Origin of the sequence: Blautia sp. Sow4_E7 (genome assembly GCF_052116245.1) — a bacterium.
GTDB lineage: Bacteria > Bacillota > Clostridia > Lachnospirales > Lachnospiraceae > Blautia_A.
The window spans coordinates 1-12,041 of sequence record NZ_JBQKLL010000026.1; the positions used below are offsets into that span (position 1 = coordinate 1).

Annotated in this window: 12 protein-coding genes and 1 tRNA gene; 3 read left to right on the top strand and 10 right to left on the bottom strand. The window is 44.4% G+C overall.

The genetic code is table 11. The features are described 5' to 3' along the window. Nucleotides 1–120: 120 nt before the first annotated feature. From ACTQ50_RS13425 to ACTQ50_RS13465, 9 genes are all read right to left on the bottom strand, one after another. A complete protein-coding gene (locus ACTQ50_RS13425) occupies nt 121–741 on the bottom strand; it encodes a V-type ATP synthase subunit D (RefSeq protein WP_441484617.1) in 621 nt (206 codons plus the stop codon). Nucleotides 742–758: 17 nt separating this feature from the next. Further along, nucleotides 759–2,141, bottom strand: coding sequence for a V-type ATP synthase subunit B (locus ACTQ50_RS13430; RefSeq protein WP_295309791.1), 1,383 nt, complete (start codon nt 2,139–2,141; stop codon nt 759–761). A gap of 18 nt (nt 2,142–2,159) precedes the next feature. Further along, a complete protein-coding gene (locus ACTQ50_RS13435) occupies nt 2,160–3,929 on the bottom strand; it encodes a V-type ATP synthase subunit A (protein WP_441484618.1) in 1,770 nt (589 codons plus the stop codon). Next, entirely contained in the window at nt 3,922–4,509 is a 588-nt protein-coding gene (locus tag ACTQ50_RS13440) for a V-type ATP synthase subunit E (RefSeq protein WP_441484619.1), read from the bottom strand. Before ACTQ50_RS13440 ends, ACTQ50_RS13435 begins: the two co-directional genes overlap by 8 nt. A gap of 17 nt (nt 4,510–4,526) precedes the next feature. Beyond that, nucleotides 4,527–4,835: a V-type ATP synthase subunit F gene (locus ACTQ50_RS13445; RefSeq protein ID WP_441484620.1), complete on the bottom strand. Its 309-nt coding sequence runs from the start codon at nt 4,833–4,835 to the stop codon at nt 4,527–4,529. Between the two features lie 2 nt (nt 4,836–4,837). After that, the gene (locus tag ACTQ50_RS13450) at nt 4,838–5,269 is read right to left on the bottom strand and encodes an ATP synthase subunit C (protein ID WP_118579356.1); all 432 of its coding nucleotides are present in this window, start codon (nt 5,267–5,269) and stop codon (nt 4,838–4,840) included. Nucleotides 5,270–5,356: 87 nt separating this feature from the next. Next, nucleotides 5,357–7,327 (bottom strand): V-type ATP synthase subunit I, encoded by a 1,971-nt coding sequence (locus ACTQ50_RS13455; RefSeq protein ID WP_441484621.1) that lies wholly within the window; start codon nt 7,325–7,327, stop codon nt 5,357–5,359. A gap of 18 nt (nt 7,328–7,345) precedes the next feature. Continuing rightward, a complete protein-coding gene (locus ACTQ50_RS13460; protein WP_441484622.1) occupies nt 7,346–8,389 on the bottom strand; it encodes a V0D/AC39 family V-type ATPase subunit in 1,044 nt (347 codons plus the stop codon). Next, complete coding sequence (locus ACTQ50_RS13465; protein ID WP_441484623.1) at nt 8,389–8,709, bottom strand: hypothetical protein; 321 nt, start codon at nt 8,707–8,709, stop codon at nt 8,389–8,391. Before ACTQ50_RS13465 ends, ACTQ50_RS13460 begins: the two co-directional genes overlap by 1 nt. 565 nt (nt 8,710–9,274) lie before the next feature. On the opposite strand from ACTQ50_RS13465, the gene trmB reads away from it, so the two are divergent. From trmB to ACTQ50_RS13480, 3 genes are all read left to right on the top strand, one after another. After that, nucleotides 9,275–9,928, top strand: a complete 654-nt coding sequence (gene trmB, locus ACTQ50_RS13470; RefSeq protein WP_441484624.1) for a tRNA (guanosine(46)-N7)-methyltransferase TrmB — start codon at nt 9,275–9,277, stop codon at nt 9,926–9,928. A 158-nt stretch (nt 9,929–10,086) separates the two neighbouring features. Then, on the top strand, nt 10,087–10,248 hold the full coding sequence (locus ACTQ50_RS13475; protein WP_441484625.1) for a hypothetical protein: 162 nt from the start codon (nt 10,087–10,089) through the stop codon (nt 10,246–10,248). Between the two features lie 203 nt (nt 10,249–10,451). Beyond that, nucleotides 10,452–10,524: transfer RNA gene (locus ACTQ50_RS13480), tRNA-Lys, on the top strand. Between the two features lie 873 nt (nt 10,525–11,397). Here ACTQ50_RS13480 and ACTQ50_RS13485 read toward each other — a convergent pair. Continuing rightward, the gene (locus tag ACTQ50_RS13485) at nt 11,398–11,964 is read right to left on the bottom strand and encodes a C40 family peptidase (protein ID WP_441484626.1); all 567 of its coding nucleotides are present in this window, start codon (nt 11,962–11,964) and stop codon (nt 11,398–11,400) included. Between the last annotated feature and the right edge of the window lie 77 nt (nt 11,965–12,041).

The window sequence follows — 12,041 nt, forward strand, 5'->3', positions numbered from 1 at the left end:
TGCATTTTTCGTCATCATAAAAAACACCGCCCTTCTGATATTTATTATATCAGAAAAGCGGTTCCAACAATAGCAAAACCCTGCAAAAGCAGGGCTTTGTCTACAATCTGACAGGGTGCCTCATGCACCCTGCTTCATCCTCTTAATAACTTTTAATCGCGTAAATTCCTCACGCTCTTTCTCCTCCAAAGCATTGGAAATATCCTTCGTCAGAGCCTCGAACTTAGGAATCGTAATATTCTTCAGCGCATTCGCCCTCTTCTGAGTCTTCTTAATATTGCTAGCCAGTCGAATCGCTGAATTCTCAATCATAGACAACTTAATGGAAAGCTCCTTCACCCTCTCAAAAGCCGCCTTCGCCTCATCCAGAGACATCTTCGTACTATAATAAGCATATGTCGGCACATTCCCCGACTTATCATACTCCACCAGCGGAATCTCCGTACCCATAACACTACGTGTCTTAATCCGTATCGAGTCCTCCACCGGCACCGTATGCGAAATCTGATCCACAAACGCGATACCCATCTCCATATTCGCCTTCTGCAAAGCCGCATACGCAGTCCGGAACGTCTCATCGATCTGTCCCTGGATATCCTTCGCCTGATCCACCAGATTCATCATCTCACGAATCAGAATATTACGCTTTTTATCCATCAGTTCATAACCCTGACGGGAAAGAGCAAGTGAATTCTTAGCCAGAATTAAATTACCCTTGGTAGGAAAGGTATTCGGATCCATTCAAGTCACCTCACTCTTTATTTGGTAGTCTCGTGATAATACTGATCCAGAATCTTAGTATCAATACGGTCAAGCTCATCCTTCGGAAGCATGCCAAGAAGCTCCCAGCCCTTATTCAGAGTATCGATAATACTTCTGTTCTCTGTATCTGTCTGGCCAACAAACTCAGCCTCAAAAGCCTTACCAAACTGCAGATACTTCTTATCCAGAGGAGAAAGCTCATCCTCACCGATAACAGAAGCAAGAGCTCTGGCATCTCCAACCTTCGCATAACAGGAAAACAGCTGATTCGCAACATCCTGGTGATCCGCTCTTGTGAAGCCCTCACCAATACCATCCTTCATCAGACGGGAAAGAGACGGCAGAACATTGATCGGCGGGTAAATACCCTGACCATGAAGCTGTCTGTCCAGAACGATCTGACCCTCTGTAATATAACCGGTAAGGTCAGGGATCGGATGGGTAATATCATCATTGGGCATAGTCAGGATCGGGATCTGTGTAACAGAACCGGTACCGCCAGCCACAATACCAGCACGCTCATACAAAGTAGCCAGCTCACTGTAAAGGTATCCCGGATAACCCTTACGGGAAGGAATCTCACCTTTGGAAGAAGAAACCTCACGCATAGCCTCGCAGAAAGAAGTAATATCTGTAAGGATAACCAGAATATGCATACCCTTTTCAAAAGCCAGATACTCAGCTGCAGTCAGGGCGATCTTCGGAGTCAGAAGACGCTCAACAGTCGGGTCATTTGCCAGGTTCAGAAACATGACAACGTGATCGGAAGCACCGCTCTCCTCAAATGTTCTGCGGAAAAACTCCGCAACATCATACTTAACACCCATTGCAGCAAATACAATAGCGAAATTCTCATCAGAATCAGCACCCAGAGAAGCCTGACGCACGATCTGTGCAGCCAGCTTATCATGAGGAAGACCATTTCCAGAGAAAATCGGAAGCTTCTGTCCACGGATCAGAGTGGTCAGACCATCAATTGCGGAAATACCGGTATTGATGTAGTTACGCGGATACTCACGGGTAACCGGGTTCAGCGGCAGGCCATTGATGTTCAGGCTCACCTCTGGTGTGATCTCGCCAAGACCATCGATCGGCTGTCCAATACCGTTAAAGGTACGTCCCAGGATCTCCGGGGAAAGTCCGATCTCCATTGGGTGACCGCTAAGACGTGTATGTGTGTTTCCAAGGGACATATTATCAGTCCCCTCGAAAACCTGGATAACTGCTTTATCTTCGTATATTTCAATGATACGGCCAAGTTTTTCGGTACCGTCATCCATACGGAAGGAGACGATCTCCTCGTAGGAAGCGTTCTTAACGCCTTCCAGAACTACAAGAGGGCCGTTTATTTCACTCAGGCCTAAATATTCGATTGCCATAAAAAACTTACCTCCCTATCAGCCGTTTCTCTCTAATACGTTATCGTAGAATCTGTCGATGTCAGCCTTATACTGGTCAAACATCTCAGGTTTGTTGTTCGGAACATCATATTTGATGGCAATAACACGCTCAAAAATGTTGTCCTCCTTCAGTACGGAAACCGGCATGCCCTGATTTACAAGGGAACGGCACTTCTCGTACAGATAAAGGATGATCTCCATCATATTGAACTGCTTGCTCATCGGTACACAGGTATCCTCAGCATGGAACGCATTCTGCTGAAGGAATCCAAGACGGATCACCCTTGCGATCTCCAGAGTCAGCTTCTGATCATCCGGAAGAACATCACTACCGATCAGCTTTACGATCTCCATCAGGGAACTCTCCTGGTTCAGGATCGCCATCAGCTGGTTACGGTCGCTTACAAATTTGCTGGAAACATTGTCTCTGTACCATGGGCTTAAGTCCTCCAGGTACTCACTGTAGCTTGTCAGCCAGTGGATAGCCGGGAAATGACGGGCATAAGCCAGAGATTTATCCAGTCCCCAGAAGCAGCGGACGAAACGCTTGGTGTTCTGTGTAACAGGCTCGGAGAAGTCACCACCCTGTGGGGAAACCGCACCGATAATAGATACGGAACCTTCGGTTCCATTTAAGTTCTGCATCATACCAGCTCTCTCATAGAAAGCGGAAAGCTTAGAAGCCAGGTATGCCGGGAAACCTTCCTCAGCAGGCATTTCCTCCAGACGTCCGGATAACTCACGAAGAGCCTCAGCCCAACGGGAAGTGGAGTCTGCCATGATGGCAACATCATAACCCATGTCACGGTAATATTCAGCAAGTGTAACACCTGTATAAATAGAAGCCTCACGGGCTGCAACAGGCATGTTGGAAGTGTTGGCGATCAGAGTAGTACGATCCATCATCAGGTTGCCTGATTTCGGGTCGATCAGTTTACTGAAGTCCTCAAGGACCTGTGTCATCTCGTTTCCACGCTCACCACATCCAATGTAGATGATGATATCTGCGTCAGACCACTTTGCGATCTGGTGCTGTGTCATGGTTTTTCCAGTACCGAAACCACCAGGGATCGCTGCTGTACCACCTTTTGCAATTGGGAAAAGGGTATCCAGGATACGCTGTCCGGTTACCAGCGGTACACTTGCAGGGAAACGTTTGTAAGTAGGTCTTGGCACACGGATAGGCCATTTCTGGGCAAGAGCAATGTCACGCTCGCTGCCGTCAGAAAGACGAACGGTTACGATAGGATCAAGGATTGTATAAGCTCCGTCCGGAACGACCTTGATAACCTCAGCATCTCCGATTGTTGGCGGAACCATGGATTTATGAAGAATGGAAGCGGTCTCCTGAGTCTCAGCAATGATAGTACCTGCGCTTACCATATCTCCAACCTTTACGGTTACGTGAACATCCCATTTCTTGGAAGTGTCAAGGGAATCAACACTGACACCACGGGAAATATATTTACCGGAGGATTTTGCAATCTCCTCCAGAGGACGCTGAATACCATCGAAAATATTGTGAATGATTCCAGGTCCCAGAAGAACGGAAATGGCATCGCCTGTTCCTATTACTGTATCTCCTGGCTTCAGTCCTGTTGTCTCCTCGAAAACCTGTACGGTGGTCATGCCCTTTTTCAGACCAATGACCTCACCGACCAGCTTCTCAGGTCCAACATAAACCATCTCGGAAATCTTAAATCCCGGGTCGCCTTTCAGATAAATAACAGGACCGTTAACGCCGTAGATAATACCTGTTTTATTCATGGCTCAGCCCTCCGTCAAATTTGAATTCTTTTTTCAGCTTCTCATAGGCGCTCATGAAAGAATTGTCGATCAGGATATTTTTCGCCGGGATTGTTGCTTTGATGCCGCCCATAAACGGCTCATTGGAAATCTCAACTGTAAATCCTGTCTTTGCAACGATAGAACGCTGTAATGCTGTATCTTCCGGGGAAAGATAGATGAAGATTTCATCATTTCCCGCAAATTCTCTTGCCTTCTGGATTCTTGTACAAAGATAATCCTGATATTCAGGGCTCTCCATAAAGTCCTCCAGATGATTCTTAACCTCTACAAAAAGCTCATTTCTAAGCTCATTCTGTTTGGCTGTCCAGTCACGTCTTAAAGTCAGCTGCTCGGCAGAAAGTGCCTTATTTACCTCGCGGGTAGCATTTTCTGTCTCTGCCTTGATCTGTGCCTCGGCATCCATTTTTCTTGATTCTTTATGCTTTTCAAGCATTTCTTCCAGACTCTTCTTATGGGCTTCCAGTGTATTCTCAGCCTCTGTCTGGGCTTCCGCAACGGAAGTGTCATAGAAATGCTGCAGTTTTTCTTCAATTGTCATGCTTGGTCTTCTCCTGCCTATAACTTTAAGCCAATGGCTTCGTTCACATATGAAGTGATAAAATCAGGTCCACGACCTGTACCATGCCTGTCAGGGATTTCGATGATCAAAGGCGTTTTATGGTTCAGCTTTACATCGTCCACGATCTGGGGAAACTCCCGGCCGAATTTCTCGGTCAGGAGAAGGATCCCGATTTCTTTGTTGGCGATTGCTTTTTCCAGAGCGTCCTTCAGTTCGTCACGCTCATGGACTACCACGCCTTCCACACCTGCCAGTCTCATCCCTGTACAGGTATCGATGTTGTCACTGATCAAAAACATTTTCATAATTATAATTTACCGATGATCATGAAGGAAATGATCAGACCGTAAAGAGCAACACCTTCGGCAAGACCTACGAAGATAAGGGATTTACCAAGAATGCTCTGATCCTCGCTGATTGCACCAAGAGCTGCACTTGCCGCACTGGCTACGGCAATACCACCACCAATACAGGAAAGACCTGTAACAAGAGCTGCTGCGATATATCCAAGACCTGTTGCAATACCTGCATCAGCGCCTGTTGCAGCCTGTACAGAAGAGCTTCCTGCAAACATAACCATTGCTGCTACTAACATAGTACCAAAGAAGAAAAATGCGTTTGTTGCGATTGTTGTTTTGTAACGACCACGGCTCTTCTCGCCGATGAAATAATAACCAAATGGAACGATAATGCTTAATACAAGCGCTACTGCTAAAATAATCTGTGTCATAACTGTCATGATAATTGACCTCCTCGTGTTTTAACATTTGTAATGTCACTGCATTTCACAGAGACATCTGATAAATATTTCACTACCAACGGCAGCTTATTTCGCCTCCGCGTCAGAACGGAAAGGCTCGAATTTTCTTCCGCTTCCCTTGTAGAAACGGCTGAACATCTCGTAATACTCAAGTCTCAGTACCTGAATACCAACGATCAGTCCCTCAAGAGCACATACGAAAATATTTCCAAGAACGATTGCTACCCAGTTCGGGTTTCCATTCTCTGCACCTGCCAGCATCAGCACAACCTGCATCATAGCTGCATGGCTGACTGCATAAGCTCCGATACGCACAAAGGAAAGTGTGTTGGAGAAGTAGCTCAGAAGAACCTCGAACATCTCGAAGAATCCCTGGACAATAAACATTCCTACACCACCGTCAAAAGCTGCCGGCTTCTTTTCCACAAGGTTTGTAAGAGGCTCTTTTAAGAACATTACAAGCAGCGGAAGGATAAACATAATGCAAAGAACGATGCCGCCCGGAAGTTTATGACCTGTCATAAACAGAGCAAGAACAACAACTGCAGAGCCATAGAATACAAGACCGGCAACTGAGTTTGTATCAAACCATGTCTTTTCCGTATCCTTTGCTTTCAGGGAATTCATAATATTAAAAATCATACACAGAAGAATGATTCCCATACCAAAGCCAATGGCAATAATAAATACGGTGTTCAGTTTTCCAATAAAAGGTACATCCATCATGGCATCCATAGGACGCAGCCAGATAGGTTCTATAATATCCTCGAATCCGAAGAAGCTGCCGAACATGAAACCAAAGAATGTGGAAAAGATTCCGGCACAGCTGATGATTCCGGCAAGATCAATATGTTTGAACTTGTAAAGAAGGAATCCGCCAATAAGTAAAACCAGTCCCTGTCCTGCATCTCCGAACATGGCGCCGAAAATAAAGGAATAAGTAAGGGCGATAAACCAGGTGGGGTCCATCTCTCCGTAAGCCGGAAGGCCATACATTTTGGTGTACATTTCGAATGGCTTGAAAAGCTTGGGGTTCTTCAGCTTGGTAGGCGGTGTCTTGTGGGCATCCTCCTGCTCATTCTCATCGATCAGACAGAAGATATGGGTATCTCCGGAAATATCATTCTGGAATGCCTTGGCATCCTTCTCTGTCATCCAGCCGCAAAGGATATAGAAAGGTTCCTTCGGCTTATAATCAGCTGCTGCCTCTTCTTTATTGTCTCCATGTGTGCAGGCTGCCAGCTTACGGATATCAAAGTTCCGTGAAAACTGGGAAAGTGTCAGCTTGCAGGAAGCAATGTCAGATGCATATTTCTTAAAGAAAGCTTTTCTTGCCGCTTTGTTTGCATCCAGGTCAGCAATGGTCTTCTTATACTCTGCTTCAAGTGCTGTGAAAGCAGCCTTGGCAGTTCCATCGTACTGATCCGGTACATAAATTTTTTCAAAGTGCATAGCAGAATATACGGCATGGATCCGCTGTGCTTCATGAACGGGAACAAAATAAATTCCCCAGATATAACGTTCGTCTTCATCACATTTAATGAAAATCGTGTCCAGATTGTCATAAATGTAAGTTTTAAATTTCTCGAAATACTCTTTCTCGATCCGTCCAAAACGATAATGGATATAACGCATTTTCAGGATAGACTGCACATCAAAGTCTACATTTCTAAAAGGATAGATGATTCGAAGTGATTCTGACAGGGAATCACGTTTCTCTTCCAGTTCCTGGCGGGTCTTATTCAGGACATCCGCTTCCTCTTTGATCTGCTGTACGCAAGAGAGAGCTTTTTCGATTGGAAGCTTCTTCGCAGAAGCCTGCTCCGGGTTCTCAACCTCTTCAAAAAAGCTGCCCACAGTGCTGAGAGCTTCTTTGTAAGGATTGACCTCAATGTAAGGAGAGAGATTTTTCACATCTGTGAGCTCTGTAAGAGCATTCTCCAGATGGATTTCATACCGGCTGAGATAATTATTTACAACTCGGTCGATATCCTCCCTTGGCCCGGTAATGCTGACAAATTTCATTTTCTCAATCACATTGCTACCTCCGGGTTACTAATTGTTGTGAACATAACGCATTGCCTCGTCCGGATCAACCTGGTAACGAACACACTCCAGTGCGATGGTCAGACGGTTTACCTCATGTTCTTTGTGATAAAGATAAGAATACAAAACAGCTACGGAATAAGGATCCTTGCGTGCCTCTTTCTCCAGGACGGTACGGAGCAGGTTGTTATAGAGCTCCTCCATGGAAACCAGGTTCAGCTGCTGATATTTCCGGCCATACCAAGTACGGTTGAAAATCTGCTCACCCTCTTCATTGCTGGTAGCTTCTACCATGGCTGTGATTTCTTCTTTCTTTAGTTTATAATTCACGGGAATCAGCTGTGCGTAGATGGCTGCAGGCTCCATCTTGTAATAGCGTTTGGAACGCAGGATGAACTGCAGGTTTACCATATCAAACTTCTCGCCGTAAGCCTTGGTGATCTCGTCCAGATCATTTCCCTTGAATAACTTTTTGCGGACACTCCAGATCTGATTGAAATAATAAAGATCAAGAGCCATTCCGTAGTCAAATAAAAGTCCATTGCCGTTCTCATATACACTCTGAAGCGGAGCGTAGAATTCATTGCCCTTCAGGGCTGTCATGAACTCATCCATATTTCCGGAACCTGCCACTCTGTCAATATCCAGCTTGGAATGGTGCAGGAAAAAGTCGCGGTAAGGACTCATATCCACAGGATCGGTACTTCTGTGATCGAAGAGATTGGTTAAGATCTCTTTCAGAACACGGATTTCGTAGCGCTTGGAATAAAGTGCCAGGAATTTGCGCTGTTCCTTGTTTGCAAAATTGTAAATGCGGGAGAAATTTCCGAAAATGGATTTCTTCAGAAGCTTCTCGATCTCGCCTCGGTGAAGGTTATTCTCATCAAGGTCAGACCAGGCTTTCGCATATTCCGGCGTTTTCTTCAAATAAGCGGCTACCTGTGGAACGTCCGAAAAGTGGACGATTTCCTGAAGCTGTTCATCTGTCACCAGATGACTGCTCATAGCGCGTATTTTCGTGGAAATTCCGCTGTAGGAAAGAACGCTTCCCATTACATCACTTCCTCCTGAATGATCTTTTCAAAAATTTCTCTGGAAAGGCGTTCGTGATTCTTCTCGTAGTAAGCGTCGAGCTGACTTAAGGATTTCTGGGTGTCCTCACGCAGGGAAGACAGGCGCTTATCCTTCTCACCTTCAAGATTCCGGCGAATTTCCTTAATCTGCTCTTCGGTCTGTTTCTCCAGCTGGGTGTCGAATTCCTTGGACTGCCTTTCCATCTCAGCTGAAAGAGCTTTCTTCTTCTGCAGGGCGTCTTTCATAATGGTCTCTGCAGTGGTCTCTATCTCGGATAACTTACCGATTATCTGTTCCATTTTTCCCCTCCTTTTCAATTTTTAAGTATCTTACACCCATTTCGTGGAAAAAGCCAGTCAAAGTTTGCCTAAAATTTTCACAAAAATTCAATACAATTCCAGATAATATGACTAAAAATTAACAATCTCGACCAGTTCTGTTATATCGAAAATTTATAATAGGTACATGTATTATTTATAATAGGAAGAAAGTGCATATTTATATATTGTTTTCGCATATCTTCTCATCTGTTTTTTCTTATTCACGGATTCACATTCCGTCAAATTCGTTCAAAATATTCTTTTTGCAGGGCATGTTCATGTTCACAGCAACATGCTTTGCGAAATACTGCCTGCGAACAGTAACACTAGCGCCTCCACTGGAGAAAATCATGCTATCAATATTATTGCGGAAAAGTTGGAAATCATGTATAGTAGTTTTGTTATAAATAGATATGATCAGCTGATCCCAACAGCCATTTTAGCTGTATGCCTATTTTCCCCTATTGCCGCTCACTCAGCAGAGCTTTCGTGGAAAATAAGCAGCAGCTTTCACCCATTATAAAATCATTCACAGGAGGAATTTATGCGACTTAGAAATATACCAGGCGCAAAAGACGCAATCGAAGAAAGTATCTACGTGATCCAGAATCCCCAGGAGAATAAAGGCCACTGGGACAAGGTTTTCCCACAGGTTCAGCCTATCCAGCTGGAGGTAGGCATGGGAAAAGGCCGCTTTCTTATGGATATGGCGAGACTTCACCCGGAGATCAATTATATCGGAATCGAAATGTATGACAGCGTGCTCCTTCGCGCCATCCAGAAAAAAGAGGCTCTGGCAGAAGACGGCCAGGAGCTTTCCAACCTGAAATTCATGCGTATGGACGCCCGCCTGCTTCCGGAGGTTTTTGAGAAAGGGGAGGTTGACAGAATCTACCTGAACTTTTCCGATCCATGGCCGAAGGCACGCCACGCTTCCCGCCGACTTACTTCCCGGGAATTCCTTGCCCGCTATGACAAGATTCTGAAAGAGGACGGCACCATCGAATTCAAGACCGACAACCGCGGCCTCTTCGACTTTTCCCTGGAAGAAGTTCCGGAAGCCGGATGGAAGCTGGAGGCACATACCTTTGACCTACATCACGATGAAGAAATGATGGCTGGAAATGTGATGACCGAGTATGAGGAAAAATTTTCTTCTATGGGGAATCCGATCTGTAAGATGATCATCAGCCGGTAAATGCTTCATTACCGGAGTCGGTTTCGATATCCTTACGCGCCCCTTCCACAGGGTGGGACTTCCATTTAGTTATACAATCTTTCTCCTGTCAGATATTGCACCTTATTATATTTTTCATCATATTATAAGGAAGAAATATCCGACAGGAGTTTTTTTATATGAAGCGAACCAGCCCTTTACAGAAATATGCTGCCCAGTTCGGCTACGAACATAAGAATATGAACAATCATTTCTCTGGCGTGAAAAAGCACGCAGACGAACTCTCAAAGCTCTTGGATGGCATGTTTCCAAAAGATAAAAAGGACAAAGAAAAATCCTAAAAGATCCTTTTTCCCTAAAAAATCGCAGGTTTTCCCAAGCTCCAAGCCTCGTAAAGTCCGCTATTTTCCTATGTTTCCTGCATAATCGTAAAAGTTTTCGAAAAAATTTAAAAAAATTATAAAATTCCTATTGACTTTTGGTACGCACCTGATATATAATACATCTTGCGTTGAGGAAATAACAAATCAACGAAATAAGAAAAGCGCCTTTAGCTCAGTTGGTAGAGCACCTGACTCTTAATCAGGGTGTCCAGGGTTCGAACCCCTGAAGGCGCACTGAAAGCACTGTTTTTGCGGACAAAGCGATTGCCGCGGGGACGGTGTTTTTTTGTGCCCTGAAAGCCAGTAAAATCAAGGCTCTCGGGAATTTTAAACCTTTCGGCTATAAATTGTAATCTCACGTTTTTAACCCCAAACTGTTCCATTTTTTGTGGTTACTAATGGTTACACTTGAATACATTTTTGTTTTGCTCAGTAATGAAACGTCCCAATGGGATCACCCCATTGGGCGTTTTTTCTTATCAAATCAAGTGGAGCTATGATTATTTTAGTCTTCATTATCGTCAGATAATTCAGCTTTTATCTCCTAAATTGTTATTTTCTCCGCGAATATTCTATAATATTTTGATTTTGTAAAAGTCAATACCTTTTTTCCGATTTCTGTCGAATTTTACATTTTCATAACAATAACCAAAACATTTGTTTCGATTCCCATTATGTAAATCAACTCATCCACATGCTTTTCCATGTGGATAATGTGGATAACTTTGTGCATAACTTGATTCTTCAACGTTTTTCCATATTTGGAAAAGTGGAAAACTTTTGCTGGACTAATTCACCTATCCACATTTTCAAAAAGTCTTTGTGCAATCTGCCAATTTCAACATTTTTCGACATTTCCCCTTGAAAAATATCGTATTTACAATACCTTACAAAATACACACAAATCAAATTCGTTCTCTCACCATTCCCCTGTGTTTTTCGCCAGCGTGTAGATTCATAAAATAAGAGCTCCCATAGATTTCCTCTAAACGAGACAAAACAAGCTCTGCAAGTTTGGCTCGCTGCTCACGCAAATATAAAAAAGACCGGGGAATGTTCCCCGGCCGTAAGTACTGGAACATATAAAAAACTTCCAGTCTCTCATCCTTATTCACTGGCAAAGCCATCCGCCTCAATATAAGTTCCCACTCCCACAGGAGCCTCGTAATCATAATTGGAAATCTTGATTCCTGATGCAGATGTGCTGGCATGGATGATCTGTCCATTTCCGATATACAGCGCTACATGGCTGATCCCGCTTCCGTAAAAAAACAGATCTCCCGGCTCTAAGTCAGCCACACTCTTTTTCGCAGACTGATAATACTGGTCCGCCGCCACCCTTGGCAGAGAATATCCAAACTGTGCAAACACAGACATCACAAATCCCGAGCAGTCCGCCCCATTTGTCAGGCTTGTCCCGCCATAAACATAAGGATTTCCCTCAAACTGCAGGGCAAAATCCACGATCTGCTGGCGAAGCTCTTCCTCTGAGAGCACCTCTTCGGTATCTTCTGCGGTATCGTCCTCTGTCAACTCAGCCACAAACGCCTCTCCCGCTTTTTCCACAGCGGCCTCAGTCGCTGCGAACGCAGTCTGTGGAAAAATCACCTGGGAACAGACCGTAATGCACATTGTCATCCCGCAAGCCAGTTTTTTCATTTTATTTTTTAACATTCATACACCTCTCGATTTATATAAAATGACCCTTCATTTCCAGATTCGGAAATTTTCTTTCCATTACCGTTTTCCGG